This window comes from Streptomyces sp. NPDC051286 (genome assembly GCF_044455345.1).
Lineage (GTDB): Bacteria > Actinomycetota > Actinomycetes > Streptomycetales > Streptomycetaceae > Streptomyces.
The window spans coordinates 95,142-118,914 of the sequence record NZ_JBITER010000021.1; the positions used below are offsets into that span (position 1 = coordinate 95,142).

Annotated in this window: 19 protein-coding genes and 1 pseudogene; 5 read left to right on the top strand and 15 right to left on the bottom strand. The window is 70.0% G+C overall.

The genetic code is table 11. The features are described 5' to 3' along the window. The 5 genes from ACIBB8_RS21925 to ACIBB8_RS21945 form a co-directional block, all read right to left on the bottom strand. Window positions 1-1,521, bottom strand: a complete 1,521-nt coding sequence (locus tag ACIBB8_RS21925) for a Wzz/FepE/Etk N-terminal domain-containing protein (protein ID WP_398954530.1) — start codon at window positions 1,519-1,521, stop codon at window positions 1-3. Next, complete coding sequence (locus ACIBB8_RS21930; protein ID WP_376345377.1) at window positions 1,518-2,915, bottom strand: Wzz/FepE/Etk N-terminal domain-containing protein; 1,398 nt, start codon at window positions 2,913-2,915, stop codon at window positions 1,518-1,520. Before ACIBB8_RS21930 ends, ACIBB8_RS21925 begins: the two co-directional genes overlap by 4 nt. Then, on the bottom strand, window positions 2,912-4,177 hold the full coding sequence (locus ACIBB8_RS21935) for a glycosyltransferase family 4 protein (protein ID WP_398954532.1): 1,266 nt from the start codon (window positions 4,175-4,177) through the stop codon (window positions 2,912-2,914). The genes ACIBB8_RS21930 and ACIBB8_RS21935 overlap by 4 nt, the downstream gene beginning before the upstream one ends. Continuing rightward, window positions 4,167-5,483, bottom strand: a complete 1,317-nt coding sequence (locus tag ACIBB8_RS21940) for a nucleotide sugar dehydrogenase (RefSeq protein ID WP_376345381.1) — start codon at window positions 5,481-5,483, stop codon at window positions 4,167-4,169. The genes ACIBB8_RS21935 and ACIBB8_RS21940 overlap by 11 nt, the downstream gene beginning before the upstream one ends. A 73-nt stretch (window positions 5,484-5,556) precedes the next feature. Beyond that, a complete protein-coding gene (locus tag ACIBB8_RS21945) occupies window positions 5,557-7,035 on the bottom strand; it encodes a sugar transferase (RefSeq protein ID WP_398954534.1) in 1,479 nt (492 codons plus the stop codon). Window positions 7,036-7,657: 622 nt separating this feature from the next. Here ACIBB8_RS21945 and ACIBB8_RS21950 point away from each other — a divergent pair. Then, the gene (locus ACIBB8_RS21950; RefSeq protein ID WP_398954536.1) at window positions 7,658-8,668 is read left to right on the top strand and encodes a TetR family transcriptional regulator; all 1,011 of its coding nucleotides are present in this window, start codon (window positions 7,658-7,660) and stop codon (window positions 8,666-8,668) included. A 206-nt stretch (window positions 8,669-8,874) separates the two neighbouring features. On the opposite strand, the gene ACIBB8_RS21955 is transcribed toward ACIBB8_RS21950, so the two are convergent. The 8 genes and pseudogenes from ACIBB8_RS21955 to ACIBB8_RS21990 form a co-directional block, all read right to left on the bottom strand. Continuing rightward, complete coding sequence (locus ACIBB8_RS21955) at window positions 8,875-10,398, bottom strand: aldehyde dehydrogenase family protein (protein WP_398954538.1); 1,524 nt, start codon at window positions 10,396-10,398, stop codon at window positions 8,875-8,877. Between the two features lie 103 nt (window positions 10,399-10,501). After that, window positions 10,502-11,752: a GAF domain-containing protein gene (locus tag ACIBB8_RS21960; RefSeq protein ID WP_398954540.1), complete on the bottom strand. Its 1,251-nt coding sequence runs from the start codon at window positions 11,750-11,752 to the stop codon at window positions 10,502-10,504. A 96-nt stretch (window positions 11,753-11,848) separates the two neighbouring features. Then, window positions 11,849-12,442, bottom strand: a complete 594-nt coding sequence (locus ACIBB8_RS21965) for an N-acetylmuramoyl-L-alanine amidase (RefSeq protein ID WP_398954542.1) — start codon at window positions 12,440-12,442, stop codon at window positions 11,849-11,851. 197 nt (window positions 12,443-12,639) lie between these two features. Continuing rightward, window positions 12,640-12,822 (bottom strand): annotated as a pseudogene (locus tag ACIBB8_RS21970) (acetamidase); the annotation flags it as partial. After that, window positions 12,819-14,306 (bottom strand): APC family permease, encoded by a 1,488-nt coding sequence (locus tag ACIBB8_RS21975; protein WP_398954544.1) that lies wholly within the window; start codon window positions 14,304-14,306, stop codon window positions 12,819-12,821. The pseudogene ACIBB8_RS21970 and the gene ACIBB8_RS21975, both read right to left, overlap by 4 nt. Before the next feature lie 166 nt (window positions 14,307-14,472). Continuing rightward, the gene (locus ACIBB8_RS21980; RefSeq protein WP_398954546.1) at window positions 14,473-14,595 is read right to left on the bottom strand and encodes a hypothetical protein; all 123 of its coding nucleotides are present in this window, start codon (window positions 14,593-14,595) and stop codon (window positions 14,473-14,475) included. A gap of 98 nt (window positions 14,596-14,693) precedes the next feature. Continuing rightward, a complete protein-coding gene (locus ACIBB8_RS21985; protein ID WP_398954548.1) occupies window positions 14,694-16,076 on the bottom strand; it encodes an SWF or SNF family helicase in 1,383 nt (460 codons plus the stop codon). Then, a complete protein-coding gene (locus ACIBB8_RS21990; protein WP_398954550.1) occupies window positions 16,073-18,958 on the bottom strand; it encodes a DEAD/DEAH box helicase in 2,886 nt (961 codons plus the stop codon). Before ACIBB8_RS21990 ends, ACIBB8_RS21985 begins: the two co-directional genes overlap by 4 nt. A gap of 266 nt (window positions 18,959-19,224) precedes the next feature. Between ACIBB8_RS21990 and ACIBB8_RS21995 the strand changes: the two genes are divergently transcribed. From ACIBB8_RS21995 to ACIBB8_RS22005, 3 genes are all read left to right on the top strand, one after another. Next, entirely contained in the window at window positions 19,225-20,349 is a 1,125-nt protein-coding gene (locus ACIBB8_RS21995; RefSeq protein WP_398954553.1) for a fatty acid desaturase family protein, read from the top strand. Window positions 20,350-20,445: 96 nt separating this feature from the next. After that, window positions 20,446-20,628 (top strand): hypothetical protein, encoded by a 183-nt coding sequence (locus tag ACIBB8_RS22000; protein WP_266977895.1) that lies wholly within the window; start codon window positions 20,446-20,448, stop codon window positions 20,626-20,628. Window positions 20,629-20,645: 17 nt separating this feature from the next. Next, window positions 20,646-21,188 carry an MOSC domain-containing protein gene (locus tag ACIBB8_RS22005; protein ID WP_398954555.1) on the top strand — a complete coding sequence of 181 codons (543 nt, stop codon included), beginning with the start codon at window positions 20,646-20,648 and terminating at the stop codon, window positions 21,186-21,188. Window positions 21,189-21,341: 153 nt separating this feature from the next. On the opposite strand, the gene ACIBB8_RS22010 is transcribed toward ACIBB8_RS22005, so the two are convergent. Together ACIBB8_RS22010 and ACIBB8_RS22015 are read right to left on the bottom strand one after the other, a co-directional pair. Continuing rightward, window positions 21,342-22,334 (bottom strand): hypothetical protein, encoded by a 993-nt coding sequence (locus tag ACIBB8_RS22010; protein ID WP_398954558.1) that lies wholly within the window; start codon window positions 22,332-22,334, stop codon window positions 21,342-21,344. A gap of 118 nt (window positions 22,335-22,452) precedes the next feature. Then, window positions 22,453-22,761 carry a hypothetical protein gene (locus ACIBB8_RS22015; RefSeq protein ID WP_398954560.1) on the bottom strand — a complete coding sequence of 103 codons (309 nt, stop codon included), beginning with the start codon at window positions 22,759-22,761 and terminating at the stop codon, window positions 22,453-22,455. A 91-nt stretch (window positions 22,762-22,852) separates the two neighbouring features. Between ACIBB8_RS22015 and ACIBB8_RS22020 the strand changes: the two genes are divergently transcribed. Next, the gene (locus ACIBB8_RS22020; RefSeq protein WP_398954562.1) at window positions 22,853-23,773 is read left to right on the top strand and encodes an oxygenase MpaB family protein; all 921 of its coding nucleotides are present in this window, start codon (window positions 22,853-22,855) and stop codon (window positions 23,771-23,773) included.

Here is a 23,773-nt window from a genome sequence, read left to right on the forward strand (position 1 = left end):
CTACCGCCCCTCCTGGTCGCTGTCCGGGACCCGTGCCGCCCACATCGGCAGCCGCTCAGCCCGCGGCCGGCCTGTCCCGTTCTGTCGGGCCAGCAGCTCGTTCTGGCCGCGCAGCGCGGTGTGCAGCCCGTCCCACAGCGTGCCGTCGGTCCGGTCACGCGGATCGGGGTCGATCAGCACCACACCGATCACCGGAATACGCTGGTCCGCGAGCTGCCGCGCCACGGTGTGCAGCCATGCCGCGCTGCCGTGCCCGGCCCGCACCACGAGCACGGTCTGCGTGCCGAGGTACTGGAGGTCGGTCCACGCCGTGCCGGGCGCCACCGAGCCGACCCCGACCCTGCGGTCCTGGTGCGACACGGGCGCGGCACGCTCGCCGCTGACCACGGTCGGGTCTCCTGGTTTCTGGCGGCGGCCTGCGAGCTGCGGGCGGGGCAGACCATCGATGATGACCACTGGCCCCTCCGGCGCCAGTGCCCTGGCGAGGTCCAGGGCGATCACGCTCGTGCTGCGCGCACACCCAAGTTCCAGCAGCGACACCGGTTCCGCGGAGCTGCGCACGGTGCGGGCCAGTGACGCGGTGAGCCGTTCGCGTGCCGCCCGGATCCGTCGGCGCTGCCACAGCCTGCCCGACCGGCGGGGCAGCTCCGCGATGACCGAGGCGCCCAGGTTCGCCGCGATCTCCCGGCGCAGCACGGGGCGGTCCGCCACCACCGCGCCGACCGCGGCCACCGCGAGCCCGAGGACGAGCCCGAGGACGAGCCCGATCGCGGCATTGGTGACAGCCGCCCTGGGCATTGAGTGCCGCACCGCGCGCGGGGTGTCCACGATCTGTGTACGGGCGATGACCTTGGGCGTGCCGATGCGTGCCTCCGCGGCGCGCTGGCCGAAATCGCTGATCCGCTCGGTGAGTTCGGTCCGGCGGGCGAAGAGGGACTCCAGGTCCGCCGACGCCGTCGGCTCACTCTTCGGCGATCCGTTTCTGATCGCCTTGTTGACCTTGGCGAGATCGTCCCGCATTCGGTCACGCTGGTCGAGCAGGGCCTTGGACTCGGCGTTCGCGGCTTCCTGCATCCGCCTCAGATGGTCCGCGACGAACGCATCGGCCAGCGCCTTGGCGCGGGCCACCGCTTCCGCATCGCTGTCAGCCGTCACATTGATCTGCAGCAGGTTGTTGGTCAAGCCGATGGCCTGGTAGTTCCGCATGAAGTCCTCTGGTTTTTCCGGGGAGTCGAGGGACTTCAGGGCCTTGTCGGCGATCCGCGTGGTTTGCAGCAGCGCGATGTCGGTGCGGATCAGCGTTCCGGGGTCGTTCGGCTGGTCCTCCTGATGCGCGACCAGCACCTTGGTCACCGCGGTCGGCGGCGATGGCAGCAGGACCGCCACCGCCGCGCCGACGAGCAGCCCCAGCAGCGCCATGGAGCACCAGAGGCGGCGCCGCCTCCGCACCGCCACTACCAGCGCCTGCAGGTCCAGCAGCGGAGCGGCGGCCGACGACTCCGAAGATGTGCTCGTCGTCACCTTGAACCTCCCGTTGCGTCGCCGCCCACCGCGAGCGCCGGCGTGGCGGCATTTCGAGGACGGCCGACGGATTGCGTCGAACGGACCCGGACCGTGCCGGCGAGGACGATGCCGACGACCTCGTGCTTGGCGTCCGCACATGCCTCGGCGATGCCGGCGAGGTCCCCTGCGGTCCAGCTGCCCGCGCTGAGGACGACCAGGGCACCGGACTCGTTGTCGCGGTCCGGCACCATCGGCTGGGACACCGAAACCTCCACTACCCGCAGCACGGGGTATCCCCTGCTCGAAGAGCTTGGGGAAGGATCGCTCTCGGCCTCGGCGGCGAGCTGTCCGGCGGCCCGGCGGGCGATCGTGTCGCCGTCCGGGACGACAACCAGCAGCCGCCGGGGGGCGGGCAGTTGGTCCCGGAGGCGGGCGCACACCCGCCGGTAGCGGATCTGTCTGCCGGCCTCGTCGCCGGACGTCTGCGGGGTCGGTAGGTCCCACCGGGTGTCGACACCGAGGAGTCGGCGGATCCGGGCCCGTTGGCCACGGTCTTCCGGCCGGTGCGCGGGCCGTTCATCAGGTACGTCGACGGTGCCTAGCAGCGCCGAGCCCAGTGCCGCGGCGATTTCCGGTTGGGTGCGCAGTCGGCGGTTCATCCGGGCGGCGGTGAGATGGCCGATGACCGCGAGCAGGAAGAACAGCAGCGCCCCGGCGACGATGAGCTGCATCCTCGTTGGCGGCGCCTCGCCGGTCGGCCGGGCCGCCGGCCCCATGACGACCATGTTGGCCTTGCCGGTCGCCGGGTCGGCCTGGTCCAGCTTGGTGATGGCCTCCTGCAGTGAGGTGCGCAGCTTCTCGAGCTCGGTGCGGGTCTGCACGCTCTCCACGGTCTGCCCCGGATCGGCCGCATTGGCCAGGTCGGTGATGCGGCGGTTGGTCTCCACCGCCTTCTGCCGCAGCACCTCGGTCCCCGTAGCCGCGTCGAGGTCGGTGCTGCCGCCTGCGATCCGCGCGGCGAATTTGATGAATTGCTGGGCCATTTGGTCGGAGAGCTGCTGCGCGCGCTTCGGGGTGTCGGCTGTACCCGAGATCTTGATGATGTTCCCGTCGGCGGCCTTGGCACTCACTCGATCCCGCAGTTCGCCGCCGCTGACGCCCTTCCAGCCGAGCTTGGCGGCCGCGCGGTCGACCACCGACGAACTGGTCGCGATGTCCACCTGAGTCAGCAGCTCGCGCTCTTCCCACTGCCCCGGCAGCAGTACCGATGCCGACGCCGTGTACCGCGGCGGGAACACCACCGAGGCGCCGTAGCCGACGAGCGCGCCCACCACGGCGAGGACCGCGAGAAGCCGCCACCGTCGACGGAGAATCCGCCCGATCGTGACCAGACGGATCGTGTCATCGCTCAACTGCGCTGCCTCTTCCCCGTTCGGACCGGGTCGCCCGTCGACACCGGGGTGTGGTCACGGCAGGCGGCGGCGTAGGCAGCGAGCAGCGACGCTTGCGAGTTCCGCCAGGAAAGCTGCCCGCTGACCCGCTCCTGGCCGATCTTGCCCATCCGGGCCCGCTGCTCCGGATCGTCAAGGAGCAGCGCGATGAGCTTGGCGAATTCGGCCTCGTCGTTGGCGGGCGCGTAGACGGCGGCGTCACCGGCGGAGACGCGCGCCTCCTTCAGGTCGAACGAGACGATGGGTCGGCCCATTGCCATGTACTCCAGGACCTTGTTCATGGTCGACACGTCGTTGAGTGGATTGCGCGGGTCGGGGGAAAGGCACACGTCCGCGGTGGACAGGTAGCGCACCAGGTCGGCGTCCGGAATGCGCCCGGTGAACTGCACCTGCTCACCGAGCTCGAGCCGCCGGGACAGCTCCACCATCGCGTCGAAGGCGTCGCCGGAGCCGACGAACACCGCATGCCAGTCGGTCCTCCCGAACTCGTCGCGGAGCTTCGCAAGCGCCCGCAAGGCGTAGTCGACGCCGTCCTGAGGGCCCATGACGCCGAGGTAGCACAGCAGATGAGGCTTGCCGCGCTTCAACTCCGGCTCGGGCGGCACCGGTTGGAACCGGTCGGTCTGGGGCGCGCTGCGCACCACGAAAACGTCCGATGGCCGCCGACCGCCACGGCGCACCGCGACGTCCCGGTAGCTCTCGTTCGTGGCGAGGACGACGTTCGCGGCCCGGTAGGTCAGCCGTTCCAGCGCGCGCACGGCGCGGTAGAGCAGATCCTCGCCGCGGCCGAACCGGGAGAGGTACAGCTCGGGTACCAGGTCGTGCTGGTCGAAGACGAACCGTGCCCCGCGCCGCTTCAGCCACAGTGCCGGCAGGAACAGCAGGTCGGGCGGGTTGCAGGCGTGGACCACGTCGACCGGGCCGACCTTGCGGGCCAGCCGGGTCGTGTGCCACAACGCCGATCCGTACTCCCGCAGGTAGCCGGCAGGCCCTCCGGTGGCCGCGCGCAACGGGTAGCGGTGGATCCGCACCCCGTCGACCTCTGCCTCCGGCTCCGTGTCCCGCGTACTCCCCTGGGGACAGATGATGTGCACCGTCCAGCCCGCGTCGCGCAGCGTCGTGCACTCCTGCCACACCCGCCGGTCGAAGGGCACCGACAGGTTCTCAACCAGGATCAGCGCGCGACGGGCCGGCCCGTCGCCGCTGGTTGCGTTACCAAGCAAGGCCCATGTACCCCGGTTCGGTCCGGCGCGTCTCGGCGTCGGGAAGGTGGATGAGGTCGACGATCACCGGTCCGTCGCCATGGGGCAGCGCCGACAGCACGGCCGGGTCTCTGGTCCCGACCAGGCACACCTCGGCGTGCTCGAGCACCTCGTCGACGGAGTCCGCGAGCAGCTGCGCGAGGTGCGGCAGCCGGGTCTCGATGTACTCGCGGTTCGCGCCGATCAGCCGGGAGAGGCTCACGTTGGCGTCGTAGATCCGCAGGTCGTAACCCTTGCCGAAGAGCCTCTCCGCCAGCTCGACGAGCGGGCTTTCCCGGAGGTCGTCGGTGCCGGGTTTGAAGGACAGCCCGAACAGGCCCACCCGGCGCTTGCCGGTGCGCTCGACGAGGTCCACCGCGCGCTGCAGATGGTCGGAGTTGGAGGGCAGCACGTGGGCGAGGATGGGTACCGAGACGTCGGCCCGCTGTGCCGCGTGGACCAGGCTGCGCAGGTCCTTGGGCAGGCAGGAGCCACCGAAGGCGAAGCCGGGCCGCAGGTAGGCGGGGCTGATGTTCAGCTTGCGGTCGGCCAGGAACACGTCCATCACCTGGTGCGAGTCCACCCCGAGCGCCTGGCACACCGCGCCCAGCTCGTTCGCGAAGCCGATCTTGAGGCCGTGGAACGCGTTGTCCGCGTACTTGATCGCTTCGGCCGTCGGGACCGGCACCCGGAACACCTCGCCGGGCAAGCCGTCGTACAGCGTCATCACCGCATCGCCGCTTGCCGGGTCGAGCTCACCGATGACGGTCTTGGGCGGGTCGAAGAAGTCCCGCACGCTCGTGCCCTCGCGCAGGAACTCCGGGTTGACCGCGACCCCGAAGTCCATCCCGGCTGTGCCGCCGACGTACTTCTCCAGGATCGGTACCAGCAGGTTCAGGCAGGTGCCCGGGAGCATGGTGCTGCGGAACACAACGGTGTGCCAGCCACCCCGCTCGGCCAGCGCGGCGCCGATCTGCTCGGTGACCCGCTCCAAGTACGTGGTGCACAGGCTGCCGTTGGGCTCCGACGGCGTGCCCACGCAGACCAGTGAAATCTCGCTGCCCATGATCGCCTCGCGGACGTCGCCGGTAGCGCGTAGCGCTCCGGTCCGCACGACCTCGGCGATGAGCTCGCCGATACGCTCCTCGACCACCGGGGCCTTGCCGTCGTTGACCAGGTCGACCTTCACCTGGTTCACGTCCACTCCGATGACCTCGTGACCCATGCTGGCCAGGCACGCGGCCGACACGCAGCCCACGTAGCCGAGCCCGAAAACGCTGACTCTCATGACCCGTTCCTCCCTCCAGGCAGGCCCTCTCGGCCTGCGGTCCGTGCGCCGGCCGGACGACGACCCCTGCGCATCAGTAGGCCCCCTGCCCGTAGAGCACCGCACGCAGCGTCTTCCACAAGATCACTGTGTCCAGGGCGAGCGACCAGTCCTCCACGTACCGAAGGTCCAGCCGCACCGCCTCCTCCCACGGCAGGTCGCTGCGTCCGCTGATCTGCCACAGGCCGGTCAGCCCGGGCTTGACCAGCAGCCGCCGCCGGATGTCCGGGCCGTACGCAGCGGATTCCCCCGGCAACGGAGGCCGCGGACCGACGAGCGACATCGATCCGGTGAGCACGTTGAAAAGCTGCGGGAGCTCGTCGATCGAGTACCGGCGCAGCACTGCTCCCACCCGGGTCACCCGCGGATCCCGGCGGAGCTTGAACAGCAGGCCGGCGCCCTCGTTGCGGTCGGCCAGCTCGGCACGTGCCCTGTGAGCCCCGGCGGCCATGGTGCGGAACTTGAGAATGGTGAACTCGCGGCCGTCCTTGCCGACTCTGCGCTGGCGGTAGAACGCCCCGCCCCGACTGTCCACCAGCACGAGCAGCCCGACGAGCACCATCAGCGGCGCGAACAGCACCAGCAGGATCGCCGCGCCCATCCGATCGACGACCTCTTTGATCGCCCGGCGGCCCCCGGTGAAGGTCGGCATGCTGACCCGCAGCAGCGGGATCCCGAGCACCGCGTCGATGCGCAGCCGCGGGCCGGCCACCTCCATCAGCACGGGGGCCACGACCATCTCGGCGTCGCTGTCTTCGAGGTTCCAAGCAAGCCGCTGCAGCCGGTCCGGTGACCAGTGCGGGTCCGGTGTGACCGCGACGACACGGTAGCCGTCGCGGTGGACGTGGCTCGCGACATCGGCCAGTCGGCCGACGACCGGCACTCCGTCCAGTTGGTCACCGTCGAGCCCGAGACCGTCCGTCGTGCACACCGCATCCACCCGCCAGCCGAGGTGCGGGAACTTGCGGGTTCGGGTGACCAGGTCGCGCACGGTGGCCAGGCTCCCGGCAGCGAGCACCGGTCGCAGGCACCGTCCTTCCTTCCGTTGTTTGTGCAGCCAGAGGCGCAGCAGATACCGCTCCGTCATGGTGATGAGCGCGATCGCGGGGATCGCGACGAAGATCCAGAGCTTGATGTTGCGCGAGGTGAGGGCGATCCCGCCGAGCGCCAGTACGACGGTCGCCGCGAACAGTGAGCGTCCGAGCCGGCGGAATTCCTCGGCGCCCTGGCCGAGTACGGCCGGAGCCCACGACCGGCTCACCGCAAGCGCCCCCAGCACCAGCAGCTCGGTGCCGAATGCGAGAATTCCCCACTTCTCATGCCAGTTGGCCGCGTCCCGGGCCCCGAAGAAGTTGCCGATGGCCGCCACCACGAAGGCGGTGGCCACGGTATCGCTGGTGATCACGGCACGGCGGTACCGCTGCTCCCATTCGAAAGCGGGCTGTCTGATCGCGCCGTTCGCCAGACGCTCGCGCGCCGACGAAAACGGGCTGACTAGTCCCCCTTGCCGCACAGAACCCCCCAGGTCCCCTGTGGCTCGACGTGTTCGCCCAACACTGTTCCTCCTCCCGGGAGGCCCACGCCTCCCGCACTGTTCCTCCCTTCGGGAGGCCCACGCCCGCCCCGCACTGTTCCTCCCCTCGGGAGGCCCACGCCGGCCGTATGACATCCCGGCTAGGCCCGGACCGTGCGGCCCGAGCGTTGATCGGTCCCGGCGTGACGCCGAGAGCGCACACTTTGGCCCGATCGCCCGATTTGCGACAGACACATCGATGCGTGTTACGAAATGCAGACATTTCCGTCACACGCGCATGCGCTTGGCACGCATTCGACTGCCCGGGTACCTGTCAATCACTGAGCACTGCACCCACCCGTTCGGGACCGGCGCATCCGGCACGGTGCGCGCCACGTCAACCCGCGCACACCATGGTTCACCCCTGCGTGACCGGCACGGAATTCTGTAACAGCCGTCGCCCACCCGGCCTCGAACGGGCTTTCTGTCGCCCGGGGAAAAGAGAAAGGGGGTTCTACCTCTCTGCCGCCACCGACGGCCGCCGACAGCCGCCGATCATTGCGCGGCGGACACAACGGTGGTGCAGTGGGAGCTGAAGTTATGAATCGCGGTTCAGATCATCGTGGCCTACCGACCCACCGCCCGTACCGAGGCGACCCGGCTCGTGTATCGCCAGCGGCTGCTGGACGCCGCGCGGCGGCTGCTGGCCGAGGGCGGATACGCCGCGGCCGGCATCTCCGCGCTCGCCGAGCGGGCCGGAGTGGCCACCGGCAGCGTCTACAACCGCTTCGCCTCCAAACAGGAGCTGCTCGCCGTGGTCTTCCGTCATGTGGCAGGTCATGAGCTCACCGCGGTGCAGCAGGCCTGGGCCGATCCGAAGCCGGGTGCCGCGGTCGCGCGGGCGGCGTCGTTCATGCTGTTCGCCCAGATCGAGCCGGGCCACGCCTGCCCGATGTCGATGTCGCACGCCGTCGTCCCGGTGCTGCAGCGCGACGGCGAGGTGGGCCGTGACTGGCTCCCAGGCCTGCTGAGCCGCTCGTACGACCCGCGGCTGATCGCCCCGGGCAGCAAGTCGGGGCTGACGTTCGGCATGGGCATGACGGAGAAGCAGGGAGGTTCCGACGTCCGCGCCAACACCACCCGCGCGGTTCCGATGGCCTCCGACCCCGACGGCCGGGCCCACCTGCTGACCGGCCACAAGTGGTTCTTCTCGGCCCCGCAGTCGGACGCCTTCCTTGTTCTGGCCCAGGCCCCGGCCGGGCTGACCTGCTTCCTCGTGCCGCGTGTGCTGGCCGACGGCACCCGTAACACCGTCCGTATCCAGCGGCTGAAGAACAAGCTCGGCAACAAGTCGAACGCGTCCTCCGAGGTGGAATTCGACGGAACCTGGGCGGTGCGGGTCGGCGAGCCCGGTCGCGGCGTTCCCACCATCATCGACATGGTCAACCACACCCGTCTGGACTGTGTCCTCGGCACCACCGCGGGCATGCGCCAGTCGGTGTCCGAAGCCATCTGGCACGCGCGGCACCGCAGCGCCTTCGCGGCCAGAGCATCGAGGTTCTCTTCCGCCACTACGCCAAGTTCCTTGACGGCCTTCGAGAGCAGGCGAACCGCCTCATCGAGCAGTCCATGAACGAGTGGCAGCGCGTCAGCCAAGGTGACGCACCCGAGGGCTGAACCGGGGGTTTGGTCCGTGACTGGTCCGGAAGCACTGGTCAGGAGGGGTACCGCAGTGGGAGGAACTGGGAGTTAGCGCGCCAGCCGGGCTCGGTCGAGAGCGGGCTGAGCGAAGGGCGCCTGACGGGTGAAAGCCCAGGTCAGGGGCCTTTCTTCGTGCGTCTAGAAGAAGCCCAGCTTCTTCGGCGAGTACGACACCAGAAGATTCTTCGTCTGCTGATAGTGCTCAAGCATCATCCTGTGGTTCTCCCTGCCGATACCGGACTGCTTGTAGCCGCCGAAGGCGGCGTGAGCCGGGTACGCGTGGTAGCAGTTCGTCCAGACCCGACCCGCCTGGATCGACCGGCCCGCGCGGTACGCGGTGTTGATGTCCCGGGTCCAGACGCCCGCCCCGAGCCCGTACAGGGTGTCGTTCGCCGTCCTGATCGCGTCGTCGAAGTCCGAGAAGGAGGTGACGGCGACGACCGGGCCGAAGATCTCCTCCTGGAAGACCCGCATCCGGTTGTCGCCCTCGAAGACCGTCGGCTGGACGTAGTAGCCGCCCGCCAGTTCTCCGTCGTACTCGATCCGCTGTCCGCCCGACAGGACCTTCGCGCCCTCCTGCTGGCCGATGTCCAGGTACGAGAGGATCTTCTGCAGCTGGTCGTTGGAGGCCTGGGCGCCGATCATCGTGTCCGTGTCCAGCGGGTGGCCGGGCACGATCTGCTCGGTGCGGGCGATGCCCGCCTCCAGGAACTCGCTGTAGTGTCCGCGCTGGATCAGCGCCCGCGACGGGCAGGTGCAGACCTCGCCCTGGTTGAGGGCGAACATGGTGAACCCTTCGAGGGCCTTGTCGCGGAATTCGTCGTCGGCCGACCAGACGTCGTCGAAGAAGATGTTCGGGGACTTGCCGCCCAGTTCCAGCGTCACCGGCTTGATGTTCTCGGATGCGTACTGCATGATCAGCCGCCCCGTCGTGGTCTCGCCGGTGAAGGCGATCTTTGCGACGCGCGGGCTGGATGCGAGGGGCTTGCCCGCCTCCGCGCCGAAGCCGTTGACGATGTTGACGACACCCGGCGGCAGCAGATCGGCGACCAGGCTCAGCCACACATGGATCGAGGCCGGGGTCTGCTCCGCGGGCTTGAGGACCACCGCGTTGCCCGCGGCGAGCGCCGGGGCGAGTTTCCACGTCGCCATCAGGATCGGGAAGTTCCACGGGATGATCTGGGCAACCACGCCGAGCGGCTCGTGGAAGTGATACGCGACGGTGTCGTCGTCGATCTCGCTGAGCGAGCCCTCCTGGGCGCGCAACGCGCCCGCGAAGTACCGGAAGTGGTCGATCGCGAGCGGGATGTCGGCGGCCAGGGTCTCCCGTACCGGCTTGCCGTTGTCCCAGCTCTCGGCGACCGCCAGCTCCTCGAGGTGTGCCTCCATCCGGTCCGCGATCCGGTTGAGGACCGAGGCGCGCTCACCGGCCGCGGTGGCGCCCCAGGCGGGGGCGGAGGCGTGGGCCGCGTCCAGGGCGCGTTCGACGTCCTCGGCGGTGCCGCGGGCGATCTCGGTGAACGGGCGCCCGTTGACGGGGCTCGGATTCTCGAAGTACTGGCCGAGGGCCGGCGGGACGTACGCGCTGCCGATCCAGTGGTCGTAGCGGGACTCGTACGAGACGATGGCGCCCTCGGTGCCCGGCGCAGCGTAACGGGTCATCTCTGTGGCCTCCCGGATCCGGTGCCGCCCGCCGTTGGACGGCCCTCGGCGCGAGGCTAGGGACGGGAACGTTGCAGTCTCGTTGCGCCGGACAGCAGAGGTGTCAGCGCTGTTCGGCGTCGAGCGTGCGGGCCCTTGCCAGCAGCGCCGGCCGCTGCCCGGGAGGTGCCGCCGCGGCGAGCGCCTGCCACACCGGCAGGTCGTCCTCGCCCCAGGGGCTGTACGCCCAGTCCGCCAGCAGCCCCGGGTCGCCGCGCGCGATCAGCGAGGCCCGCAGCTGATCGTCGAGACGGCGCCGCAGCCGGACGACGGACGGTGCCTGCGAGCCCGGCAGCAGCGGTCCCGCGTACGCGCTGAGTGCCGCTGCCAACGCACCGGACGCCAGTCTGCGCGCCACGCCGTCGAAGTCGGCGTCGACCGGCGCGGCGAACCGGTAGGGGCGGGAAAGCAGCAGTTCGTGGCCGAGCAGCCTTCGCAGCCGGGAGAGTTCGGCCCGCAGGGTCACCGAGGTCACCGACTCGTCCTCGTACAGCTCGACGAGCAGTTCGTCGCCTCCGAGGCCCTCCGGGTGACGGGCGAGTGCCACCAGGATCTCGCTGTGCCGCCTGCTGAGCCGGATCTTGCGGCCGCCCACGACGAGCAGCGCCTCGTCCCGGCCGAGCGCGCTCAGCTGCACGGACTCCGCGGCTGATTCGGGCGCGAGCAGGGCGAGCTGGGACTCGGCGGCGCGCGCCACCGCCTGGACGAACGCCAGGCTGTGCGGATGGGCGAGCCGGTTGCCGCCGGTGATGTCGACGGCGCCCAGCACCCGTCCCGTGCGCGGGTCGTGCAGTGGCGCCGCGGCGCAGGTCCACTGCTGGACCGGGCGCAGGAAGTGCTCGGCGGCGAACACCTGCACCGGACGGTCCACGGCGATCGCCGTCCCCGGCGCGTTCGTCCCGGCCACGGACTCGGACCACCGGGCACCCTCCACGAAGTTCATCCGGTCGGCGCGTCGGCGGGTCGTCGCGTGGCCTTCGACCCAGAGCAGTCGGCCGTGCGCGTCGCACACAGCGAGGAGATGTTCGCCGTCGGTCGCGTACGCTCCCATCAGTTCACGGATCACCGGCATGGCGCGGGCGAGGGGGTGGCCCTCCCGGTACGGCCCGAGTTCGTCCGGACCCAGCTCGACCAGGGCCGCACCGTCCGGGCTGACCCGGGCCCGCGCGGAGCGCCGCCACGACTCGCCGACCACGGAGCGTACCGGCCGTTCCAGCCGTCCCGCGGTGGTGAACACCTCGTGTGCGTGGCGCAGTTCGCCGAGCCGTTCGCCGGGGTCCGCGTCGGCGGTCAGCGCCACCCAGGGGTCCGTCAACTCACTCTCCCGTCCGGGGGACTCGTGCACCCCATGGTCGTCGCAGCCGGGCTCGGCGACAACCTAGGTGCGGAGAGTAATCGGACCCGCGCCGGGTCAGCCGGTGCTGTAGAGGTTGACGAGGCGGATGTAGCGCACCCAGTCCCAGTTGGGGCCGGGATCGGTGTGGTCGGTGCCCGGGACCTGGGCGTGACCGAGAATGTGCGCGCGGTCCTTGGGGATGCCGTACCGGTCGCAGACCGACGCGGTCAGCAGAGCGGACTGCTCGTACAGGGCGTTGGTGAAGTACGCCGGCTGGTCGACCCAGCCCTCGTGCTCGATGCCGACGCTGCGGGTGTTGTAGTCCCAATTGCCCGCATGCCAGGCGATGTTCTGCTCCCGCACGCACTGCGCGACGTACCCGTCCGCCGAGCGCACCACGTAGTGTGCGGAGACCCGCTTCGCCGGATTCTGGAAGATGCCGATCGTGTCCGAGAAGTTCTCCTGCGTGACATGGATGATCACGTACTGCACCGGATAGGCCGAGGGCCGCGTCGACGCTGTGTAGTTGGACGTGGAAGCGGGTGCCCAATGCGCGACCGGGTAGTCGGTGCTGCCCGCCTCCGCTGAGGCCATGGCACGGGTGGAAGCCGGCAGCAGGGCCGCCGCGGCGGTCGCCGCAGCGCCCTGAAGAATCCTTCTGCGGTGCATCAACGCTCCTGTGTGTGGGGGGAAAGGGGAGACGGTGTACAGCGTCAGGGGGCGGGGAGCAGGGTAGCGGTTTCACGGAGGTGTCGGTGCAGTCCACGATGAGGATCACCCGCGGGCAGCCACTCCTTGCGAATCTTCGCCACGCAGGTGTAGTTGGTGTCGCAGACGTTCGCCAGCGGTGCTTCACCGGCCTGGCTCGGAAACTCGCAGACGGCGGAGACCAGGTCCTTCTCGGAGCGCACCCGGCCCGCGAAGCAGTCCTCCGTGTACACATCGAGGAAGGTACCGGGCTCGATCCGGGCCGCCGGCGCCGCACCGCCGAAGGTCCAGGCGTACTCGCCCTCCTTGGGGCGCACGGTCAGGATCCGCGGGTCGCTCATCGCTGTTCTGCTCCTGTTCCGATATCGACGACGGCCTCCGGCGCCTCGTCCAGATGGATCCGTCCGGTCTGGGCCACCCGCTCCGGATGTCTGCGCACCAGTACCACCAGCACAACGATGCCGATGAGCATCCAGACACCGACGACCGGACCGGCGTACGAGACGGGGGCGCTGAGCTCCGAGACGAAGTCGAAGGCCGGGATCCCGGCGGCCGTCAGCAGCGCCGGTATGAACGCCGCGATGCCCAGTACCGGGAAGAGAAGATGAAGTACGGGGTTGAACGCCTCGCGACGCCGGCGCAGGAAGTACCCGGCACAGGCCAGGTTGACGACGATGTACACGCCGATGATCACGGTGACGATGACGGTCGCCAGGAGGACGAACGCAGTCACCGGGTCATAGCCGAAGCCGAGCCCGAGGGCCGCGCCGACCGCGATCACGAACTGCACCGCCACACCGGTGACGGGCGAGCGGCGGCGCGGATGGAGCCGCGCGAACGCCTGTGGGAAGACGCCGATACGTCCGAGCGCGAAGGCCGTGCGCGTCGACACGTTCGCGCACGCATTGGCATTGGCCACGGTCGAGTTGACGACGGCGAGAAAGAGCAGGACCCAGAACAGCCCGAACGAGGCGCGCGCCACGCCTTCCCATGACGCCGCCCCCGAGGAGCCGAATCCGGCGAACCGGTCGGGCCCGAAGTACACGGACATGGCATATGTGGTGAGGATGTACACCAGGCCGATCGACAGCGCGGCGCCGAGCACCGCCCGTCGCATGGTGCGCCGCGGGTTCTTCGTCTCCTCGGCGAGCGGCGCCGCCGCTTCGAAGCCCGCGAACGCCAGCACGGTGTAGACCGAGCCGGCGAAGATTCCGCTGATCCCATCGAAGCCGTCCGCGGTGTGCGACGGACCGAACACCGACAGCGTGTTGTCGGAACCGGCCTTCCCGATCAGCAGCACCGCGAATGCGACGAAGACCAGCACCTCGAAGATGCCGAGGACGGTGCCGAATCGGGCGGACGCCCGTACCCCGAAGTAGCCGGCGAGTGCGATGATCACTGCCCCCAGCAGCGACCAGGGCCACCACAGGTCCGCCGGGTAGGACGACCACTCCTGGTGCAGCGTGCCCGCCGTGGTGAAGCCGAACTGCAGCAACAGCAGCGCCGGCACCAGCGCCTCGACAAAGACATAGCCCCAGCCGGCGAGGAAGCCGACGGCCGGATGCAGGCCCTGCGCGGAGTATGCGGCGACCGAACCGGCCGCGGGTAGATGGCGGGCCAGTTCCGCGACACACGACGCGGTGAACAGACAGGCCACCAGCGCCACCAGCACGGACAGCGGCAGACTGCCGCCGGCGAACGCGGCACCCGACGGTATGGACGCGGCGATGGCGGCGGCGGGCGCCATCGCCGTGATGCTCTGGAAAAGGACTTCGCGCAGCCCTACGGCGTCGCGCAACAGGCCCGAACCCGATCCCTCCGACACCCCGTGACCCCCTCTGGTCCGCTGACCGGAATGCGTTGTCCGATGTACGGCCGAGCGTCTCGCGCGCCTTACCGTACGGGCGCCGCGCGAGTGGCGGAAGACGGTCGGACGTCGAAAGTCGCCAGGGGGAGCGGAAATTGGGGGTGCGGGGCGTGAGGAACGCGGATCAGCGCAGGGGGCGTGGCACCTCGACAGCCGTCAGCGAGGTCTCGATTCCGCTGCCAACGAGCCCGGTACGCCCGACGAAGGGCGAGTCCGCCAACTGCGCAACCGGAACGGTTCCCCTCATCCCCGGTACCTTCTCCGCCGCCACCTGCGCAGATGCCCGATCAAGCACCCGATCCCCGGGCCGAAGGACCAGCGGGCCGTCGCCACGGCGGCGTCCGATCATGGCTCTGTCACTGACCCCCCTGCCGGGATGTGACCGTCGCCGAGCGCGCCCGCCAGCACCGCCGCCGGATCGTGGCCCGCCGGGCCCGCCGGGTTCCAGCGACCACGTTCCTTGCGGTACGGCCACCAGCGCCCGTCCTGTCCGTACCGAAGCTGTACGCCCCCACCCGCAACGGTCCAGCGGTTGCCCGCCGCCCGCAACTGCGGGCGCTCGCCGTCTTCCCACGCCTCGGCGAGCCGAGCACGGGCCCCGGCGAGGGACTCGGGATCGGGCGCCCATTCCTCGTCGAGCACTGCGAGCGCGGCCGCTCCGCCGTAACCCCAGGCTCGCACCGCCGCGTCAAGTTCGGCCCGCTGCCGCCCCGATCCGGTGCTCAGCCGTGCCACGATCCCTGGCTCGGGACGGGCATCGGCGACCAGCCGTACCACGTCCTGCGCAGGCGTCAACTCGTGCTGCACCGGCCGCTGTTCGTGGCCCGGCGCAAGGGCGTCCGCCAGCATCCGGTAGGCGCGTACCGCACTGTCCGTCACCAGTACCTCCAGTGCCGCCGGGTCGAGACCGGGCTCCGGTTCGGTCTCCGTGCGCAGCGACGGGGCGGGACCTGGCTCCGCGGGCAGCGGCGGGGGAGCGGGCAGTGGCGGCAGGATGTCCCGTGCGGCGAACGTCTCGTCCGCCCGTACGCCGCGCACATGACGGTCCTCCGCGGCGGAGGACTCCGCAGGTTCCCGTTTCGCAGCTCGGACCGCGATGCGCACCTGGAGATCGTCGAGCAGCCGCCGTTCGCCGCGCCCACGCATCAGCAGGAGTACGAACGGGTCCTGGTCCAGCAGCCGCGCGACCTGGTAGCAGAGGGCGGCGGCGTGCGGACAGTGGTCCCATGCCTCGCATGTGCACTCAGGATCCAGGTCTCCGATGCCCGGCAGCAGATCGACTCCGGCCGCCGCCGCGTCCTCCACCAGATGCGGTGGCATCTCCCGGTCGAGCAGTGCGGCGATGTGCCCGGCCCGGTCGGCGGCCATGTCCAGGAACCGGTCCCACTCGTCCTCGCTCAGCTGCTGAAGCAGCACATCACTGCGGTACGCGGTCGAGTCCCAGTCCTGGACGACCGCGGTGATCCGACCGGGCCGTACGGAGACCGCGCCGACCCGCCCCTCGCGGGCGAACTGGCGCCCCTGCTTGACCTGTTTGCCGTCCAGCGCCGTGTCCTCCATGGCCTTCAGCCATGCCCGACCCCACCAGGACTCGGCGAAACCGCGGCCCGGCGTCGGGGGCAGGGCGGCGAAGGTACGTTCCTGTTCCGGTGCCGACTCCTCATCGGCGATGTCGTCGGATTCGTACCCGTCGATCTCGTATGCGTCGTTCTCATAGCCGTCACTCATCGCGCGCCCCCTCGCAACTCCACCAGATCCGCCAGTTCCGCGTCGGTCAGTTCTGTCAGCGCCGCCTCGCCGGAACCGAGTACCGCATCCGCGAGACCCTGTTTGCGGGCCAGCATGTCGGCGATCCGGTCCTCGATCGTTCCCTCGGCGATCAGGCGGTGCACCTGGACCGGCTGGGTCTGCCCGATGCGGTACGCGCGGTCGGTGGCCTGTGCTTCGACCGCCGGGTTCCACCAGCGGTCGAAGTGCACGACATGGCCGGCCCGGGTGAGGTTGAGCCCCGTGCCCGCCGCTTTCAGCGACAGCAGGAAGACGGGGGCCTCGCCCGCCTGGAACCGGTCCACCATGGCCTCGCGTTCGGCGATCGGCGTGCCGCCGTGCAGGAACTGAGTACGCACTCCGCGCGCCGCCAGATGCTGTTCCAGCAGCTGTGCCATCTGTACGTACTGGGTGAACACGAGCACGCTCGCATCCTCCGCGAGGATCGTGTCGAGCAGTTCGTCCAGGAGCTCCAGCTTTCCCGAACGGTCCGCGATCCGCGGCCGCTCCTCCTTGAGGTACTGCGCCGGGTGGTTGCAGATCTGCTTCAGCGCCGTCAGCAGTTTCACCACCAGACCGCGCCGGGCGAACCCGTCCGCGCCGGAGATCTCGGCCAGGGTCTCCCGTACCACCGCCTCGTACAGACCGGTCTGTTCCGCCGTCAGTGACACCGCACGGTCCGTCTCCGTCTTCGGCGGCAGTTCCGGAGCGATGCCCGGGTCGGACTTGCGCCGTCGCAGCAGAAATGGCCGGACCAGCGCGGCGAGCCGTTCGGCCGCCGCCGGGTCGCTGCCGTCCTCTGCGGCCCGCGCGTACCGGGTGCGGAACGTGCCGAGCCGGCCCAGCAGCCCGGGCGTCGTCCAGTCGAGGATCGCCCACAGTTCGGAGAGGTTGTTCTCCACCGGGGTGCCGGTGAGTGCCACCCGGGCTCGCGCGCTGATCGTCCGCAGCTGCTTCGCGGTCGCCGAGTACGGGTTCTTGACGTGCTGTGCCTCGTCGGCGACCACCATGGACCACCCGGCTTCGGTGAGCCTCGCCGCGTCGAGCCGCATCGTGCCGTACGTGGTGAGGACGAACTCGCCGTCCACCAGACCCTCCAGGCTGCGGGACGCGCCGTGGAAGCGGCGCACCGGCGTGCCGGGGGCGAACTTCTCGATCTCCCGTTGCCAGTTGCCCATCAGTGAGGCCGGGCAGATCACCAGGGTCGGTCCGGCTGCCTCGTCGACGCTCTGCCGGTGCAGATGCAGGGCGATGAGCGTGATGGTCTTGCCCAGACCCATGTCGTCGGCCAGACAGCCGCCGAGGCCGAGCGAGGTCATGGTGTGCAGCCAGTTCAGACCGCGCAGCTGATAGTCCCGCAGCGTCGCGGCGAGCGCGGCCGGCTGACCGATCGTCTGCTGCTCGCCCGACTCGGGTTCGGCGAGCCTGGACCGCAGCCGGGCGAGCCAGCCGGTCGCCTGTACGTCGACCCTGCGGCCGTCGACCTCGGTGGAACCGGTCAGTACGGCGCCGAGCGCGTCGATCGGGGCGACCTTGCGGTCCTGCGCCTCGCGGGCGCGGCGTGCCTCCGCGGGGTCGATGAGCACCCACTGGTCGCGCAGCCGGACGATCGGCCTGCTGGCCTCGGCCAGGCGGTCCAGTTCGGCGCGGCTCAGCTTCTGGTCGCCGAGTGCGAACCACCAGTTGAACGCCAGCAGCGCGTCGGCGGACAGGAACGACGGGATGTCCGACGCGGACCGCCCGTTGCGGGATTCGCCGTCGTCGTTCTCGTCGTCCGGCGGGCCGATCACCGCGCGTGCGGTGAGGGTACGGGCGAGCTCCTTGGGCCAGTGCACCTGGACCCCGGTCGCGGCGAGCGCCCGCGCGGCAGGGCCGAGCAGTTCGGTGATCTCCTCATCGGCCGGATCGACGGAATCCGGTACGGCGGCCGACAGCAGCGGGGTCAGCGGCGGCCAGGCGCGGGCGGCGCGGCGCAGCGCGAGGAGGGCGTCCATCCGGGCCCGAGGGCCGAACGCCGCCGCGGTCGGTGCGTTGCCCGCCCAGACGTCGGCGGCATCGGCGACCAGTGTCGGATCGCTGACGCTGTGGATCTGCAGGACTGCACGGAACGACGGCCCGACACCCGGCTCGGTGTCCTCATGCACCCTGGGAGGACCGGTGAGCTCGATACGCAGCGAGAGCCGCACTCCCGCGTCGTGCCCGGCCGCGACATCAGCGGCCCAGTCGCGACGGTCCGGCAGCCGCTGCGGCGTGTCGACGGCGAACGCCGGGCTGCCGGTGGCGAACACCGCTGCGGGCGTGCGCGGCAGGCCGTCCGCGACCGCGTCCAGGAATGCGCGCAGCAGCCGCTCCGGCTCCGGCAGCAGCACGGGCTCGGTGTCCTCGTCGAGCGGCACCGCATGGGCGGTGGGGGGCATGGAGGCCGCGAGGTCACGGATCAGGTCGAGATCGGCGGCCGTCAGGGGACCGGTCCGCCAGGCGTCGTGGTCCGTGGCGCTCAGCCCCGGCAGCAGCAGTCCGCGGGCGGCGAATTGAAGGGTGAGGAGTGCGGCAGTGCCCCAGAACGCCGCCGCGGGATGGGAGTGCGCGGCCGCCCGCGCGCGGGTCAGAACGGGCAGGGAGTCGCGTACGGGCAGCAGCAGGGCAGGAACACGGTACGGGCGGGCATCGGCCCCGACGACGGTCAGTTCCTCGACCGTCCCCGGGGCGTCGGGCGGGCTACTGCCGTCCGGATGGCAGAAGGCGACCCGGCCGGTGCGGGCGGGGTCCGAGGGCAGGAAGACGACGGAGCAGCGGGAGAGTGCGGAGATCTCGGCGGGGGACGGCGCGGGAAGCCTGTGCACGGTGATGTCGGATTCCTCAAATTTGACTAGTGGATGCCAAGATCGCCGAGGGTACTCCACGGCAGCGCCGCGCGGGAGTGTGATCGCCGTGATCCACGTCACTTTCATGGGTGTCTGGGGCTGTCGGGTGTAGCCAGCACCCCCCTGTGGGGAGGGGGCTGCCCCCCGGAATGCCGGGTGGTGGCGCCATGGTTGGCGGGTGGCCTCCGCCCGTACGTTTCAACAGGTCAGAGCAGATTTCAAGCCTCCCAGAGACCGGAGACGCCATGCCCGAGGCCGTAGTCACCGTCGCGGACCGCACCCGCGACCGTGCCCGGAGTGCGGACAGTGCCGGAGGAGCGCGAGACGCCCCAGACACGGGAACTGCCGCACCGGCGGGATGCGAGCGAGGCACCGGACCTTCCGGGAGCGACTTCGCGCCTCTCCTGCGGGCCGTCAAGGCACACGGACTGCTGAAGCAGCGCACCGGTTGGTACGCGGCACGCATCGCGGCCAACCTCCTCGCCCTGGGCGCCGTGACGACCGGCCTGGCCCTCCTCGGCGACACCTGGTGGACCCTGCTGCTCGCCCTGCCGTTGGCGGTCTTCTGGGCCCGCACCGCGTTCGTCGGCCATGACGCCGGACACACCCAGATCACCGGCGTCCGAAAGGCGAGCAGGTTCATCGGTCTGATCCACGCCAATCTGCTCCTCGGCATGAACGAGGCCTGGTGGAACGATAAACACGTACGCCACCACGCCAACCCCAACCACATCGACAAGGACCCGGACGTCGGCGTCGGCGCCCTCGTGTGGACCCAGAAGCAGGCGGCCCAGCGCGAAGGCTGCGCCCGCTGGCTGACCCGTAACCAGGCCCGGCTGTTCTTCCCGATGCTGCTCCTCGAAGGCATCGCCCTCAAGATCTCCGGCTTCCAGTACCTGCGGCAGCAGCCGACCCGTGAGCGGGCCCACTCGGCAGCCCTCCTCGTCACCCACCTCGGGTTGTACGCGACGCTGCTCCTCACCGTCATGTCTCCCGGCAAGGCGGTCGTCTTCGCACTCGTGCACCATGCACTCTTCGGGCTCCACCTGGGCATGGCCTTCGCGCCGAACCACAAGGGCATGGAGATGCCCGATCCCGACGGCGAGCGCTGGGGGCATCTCCAGCGGCAGGTCCTCACCTCGCGCAACGTGCGTGGTGGCGTCCTCACCGACTGGTTCCTCGGCGGGCTCAACTACCAGATCGAGCACCACCTCTTCCCGAGCATGCCCCGCCCCCATCTGCGCCGGGCACAGCCCCTGGTGCGCGCCCACTGCGAGGCGCTCGGCATGCCGTACGCGGAGACCGGACTCATCGAGTCCTACCGGCAGGCGCTGCAGCACATGCACGAGGTCGGTGAACCGCTGCGGTGACCCGGTGGGAGGCCCGCCGCTGCGGGCTGGAACCGGAGGGGACGCACGGGCGTTCTCACATCAGGAGCGGCGTGAGCCGCGTAGGAGGCGTGGACGATGTCGAACAGCGCAAAGATTGCCATCGGGGGAGTCGTCGCGGCAGTCATCCTGATGCCGTTCATCGGATTCTGGCTGTCGCTGCTGGTGCTGATCGGAGTGCCGACAGTGGCCTACCTGATGCTGGATCCCTCCCAGCGGCGCAGGCTCCGCAGGATCACCCGTAAGGAAATTGGCCGCTGAAAGGGGGTTCTTCGTAGATGAGCGGGACCGTCACCGCGGTGAGCAGGAGCGAGGTTTACTCATTCACCAAGCCGAACCGCCAGTCCCTTACCCTGCTGACCGGACTCGGAGTGGAGGGAGATGTTCATGCGGGAGCCACGGTGAAGCACCGTTCCCGCGTCGCACAGGACCCCACCCAGCCGAATCTGCGCCAGGTTCATCTCATCCACGAGGAACTCTTCGACGAGCTGCGTGCAGAGGGCTTCGAGGTCGCCCCCGGTGACCTCGGGGAGAACGTCACCACGCGTGGCGTCGATCTCCTCGCGCTGCCTGTGGGCACGCTGCTGCACCTCGGCGACGAGGCCGTCGTCGAGGTCACGGGCCTGCGCAACCCGTGCTTGCAGATCGAAACCTTTCAGGCAGGGCTGCTCAAGCAGGTCGTCGGTCGTGACGAGGCGGGCAACATCGTGCGCAAGGCCGGGATCATGAGCATCGTCAGGACCGGCGGGGTGGTCCGGCCCGGCGACCCGCTCACGGTCGAACTTCCCGCCGAACCGCACCGACCGCTGGAGCGTGTGTAGAGGCCGACGGGGCGGGCAGGGCAGCAGGGCCGCGCAGGTGGCCGGCGAAGCCTCCGGCTCAACCACAGGCCGAATTGCGACCCGGCGGCGCAGGCCGGGACGGAGCAGGCACTGCGAGCGCCCTCAGCCCGGTGGTGGGGTGGGCGCCGGGACTCAGGCCGGTCGCACGGCGAGCGCGTCGAGTGCCTTCAGCAGACCGGGCAGCTCCGCCCCGCGGCCAACCGGCAGGACCTCGCCGGGTTCCTCGTCCAGCAGGATGAAAGCGATGTCGTCGGTCCGGGCGACCAGGGACCAGCCGGGGCCATCGGCTCGCAGCGTGCGGGCGTCACCGGGGGCGAACGAGGAGCGGATACGTCCGATCGGCGGCGGGCTGTCCACGTAGGCATGGGCTTCTGCCAGCGCTCGTCGGACACCGGGATGGACGCCGGCGGGCACGGTGTGGTCGGCCGGGCGATTTTCATCGGTATCGGCAGTGGAAGTGTCGGGGGAGGCTTCCGCGTCGGTGCTTGCGTCGGTATCCGGGTCTCCCGCACCCTCCTCGTCCGCGGAACCCGTACGGTCCGAAGCGTGCGCGACGTCTGCGGCGTGCTCGCCTTTCGCCTCATCGGTACTGCCCACGACGTCCGGATCCGCGAACGCCGTGGCGTCGTCGATCTGCTCGCGCCACGCCGCCCACTGCAACGCGATCTCGTCGGCGCCCAGCCGCCGCTGCGGAGGCCCCCACGATTCCGTGTCGGGAGGGCTCAGCGGCGGCAGATCGGTTCCCGCGGCCTCCGGGTCCGGCAGCGGGTCGTGCGGCGCCGGCACCCCCGGCGCGGCGACCGCCAGCGCCAGCGGCCAGCCACGGAGCGCGCAGACCACCGAACGGTCGTCGGGGGAGAGGTCGTACTCCATACCGCAGTCCCAGGAGGCGATCGCGACGGCGACCAGGGACACGTCATCGACGACGACGGTCCACCGGGCCCCGCCGTCGTCCTGCCCGAGAACCAGCCCGTAACCCTCGGCGTACGGTTCGAGGCCGAGTGCCGCGCAGGCCGCCGGGTAGTCGTCCCCGAGCACGCTCGGGAACTGCGCGGGTGTCAGCAGCACCGCAGTCAGCACATACAGTGCGTCCTCGTCGGCGACTGTGTCGTCCGTCCCGGCCACAGCACCCTCCTCGTCCCTCATCGTTTTCCGTCGGCGCACCTTAACCAGTGGGTAACGCGGCCGTCGAGGCCCTGACAAGGCAGGATCCACCGAGCCGTCGGCGGGCGGACGACGCGGTTCAGTCGGTGGGGAGACCGAGCAGCGTACGGGCCACGGTCTGCGGCGACTGGCCGGTCTCCCGCGCCAGCGCGGTGACCGCCCGGCAGGCCAGTTCGTTCACCCCGAAGGAGAGCGCCTCCGGTGACACCCAGCCGCTCGCTTCGTCCATCCGGTCCAGGTCGTCGTCCACGCAAGCCGAGACATAGGCGGCGGCCGCGTCGAACAGATTGTGCTGCTTGCGCTGCCGTTCCTCGCGCGGCGGCGCGGGCCGCTCACCCTTCCGGCCGGGTGACACAGCCTTTCGCAGACTGCTGAGCATGTCGATCATGGGGGACCGCCTTCCGGGGAGCCGTGCACGCGTGGTGCGGTCGTACATGCTTACGGTCTTCCCCTTCCGCGTAGAGTTTGACCTTCGACCGATGAACGGGGGCAACGCGGTGAAGCGATACGACCGGCTGAAGGAGATCAGGCGGCTCGATCCGGAGTGGGACTTTCTGGAGATCTACCGGCTCACGGCGACGTACGAGTTCCCCTGGGACATCACCCGTGCGCTCGAACTGGCCCTGTACCGCACGTACGCGGTCCCCAGTATCGGCCGACTCCTTGCCGAAACGGCTGAGCTGACGGACCGTTCGCAGAAACGGTACGACGACACCGCGCTGCTCCTCGACACCGTGGTGGAGCACGGCTTCGACAGCGACCTGGGGCGCACGGCGATCCGCCGGATCAATCAGATGCACCGAAGCTACGACATCAGCAACGACGACATGCGCTATGTGCTGTGTACGTTCGTCGTGGTCCCGAAGCGCTGGATCGACAGCTACGGCTGGCGCCGCCTCTCCGATCACGAACTGCGGGCGTTCGCCGTCTACTACCGCACTCTGGGCGCGCACATGGGCATCAAGGACGTGCCGCAGACCTTCGAGGAATTCGAGCGCACGCTCGACACATACGAGGACGAGCACTTCGGCTGGGACGAAGGGGCGCGCGGCGTCTCCGATGCCACGCTGGCACTGATGGGCTCCTGGTATCCGGGCCCGCTCGCACCCGTCGTGCGCAAAGCCAGCCTCGCACTCCTCGACGATGCGTTGCTGCGGGCGTTCCGTTACGAACGACCGGGCCCCGTCGCACGCCATCTCACCCGCGGCGCGCTGCGGCTGCGGGCGAGGGCCGTGCGACTGCTGCCGCCGCGGTCGACCGCGCACTATGCGCGCCAGAACCCGGAGATCAAGGGCTATCCGGACGGTTACGAGGTCGGCGAGCTCGGTACGTTCCCGACCTCCGGCGTCGGTGGCTGCCCGATCCCGCACAAGCGGAGGCCGGGCGCCCCGGTCGAGTGA

Bases quoted from the DNA above. Each gene is read 5' to 3' on its own strand.
- ACIBB8_RS22020 (WP_398954562.1), top strand. From the start codon at position 22,853: ATGAACGGGGGCAACGCGGTGAAGCGATACGACCGGCTGAAGGAGATC.
- ACIBB8_RS22015 (WP_398954560.1), bottom strand. From the start codon at position 22,761: ATGATCGACATGCTCAGCAGTCTGCGAAAGGCTGTGTCACCCGGCCGG.
- ACIBB8_RS21995 (WP_398954553.1), top strand. From the start codon at position 19,225: ATGCCCGAGGCCGTAGTCACCGTCGCGGACCGCACCCGCGACCGTGCC.
- ACIBB8_RS21980 (WP_398954546.1), bottom strand. From the start codon at position 14,595: ATGAGGGGAACCGTTCCGGTTGCGCAGTTGGCGGACTCGCCCTTCGTC.
- ACIBB8_RS22005 (WP_398954555.1), top strand. From the start codon at position 20,646: ATGAGCGGGACCGTCACCGCGGTGAGCAGGAGCGAGGTTTACTCATTC.
- ACIBB8_RS21965 (WP_398954542.1), bottom strand. From the start codon at position 12,442: ATGCACCGCAGAAGGATTCTTCAGGGCGCTGCGGCGACCGCCGCGGCG.
- ACIBB8_RS21985 (WP_398954548.1), bottom strand. From the start codon at position 16,076: ATGAGTGACGGCTATGAGAACGACGCATACGAGATCGACGGGTACGAA.
- ACIBB8_RS21940 (WP_376345381.1), bottom strand. From the start codon at position 5,483: ATGAGAGTCAGCGTTTTCGGGCTCGGCTACGTGGGCTGCGTGTCGGCC.
- ACIBB8_RS22000 (WP_266977895.1), top strand. From the start codon at position 20,446: ATGTCGAACAGCGCAAAGATTGCCATCGGGGGAGTCGTCGCGGCAGTC.
- ACIBB8_RS21955 (WP_398954538.1), bottom strand. From the start codon at position 10,398: ATGACCCGTTACGCTGCGCCGGGCACCGAGGGCGCCATCGTCTCGTAC.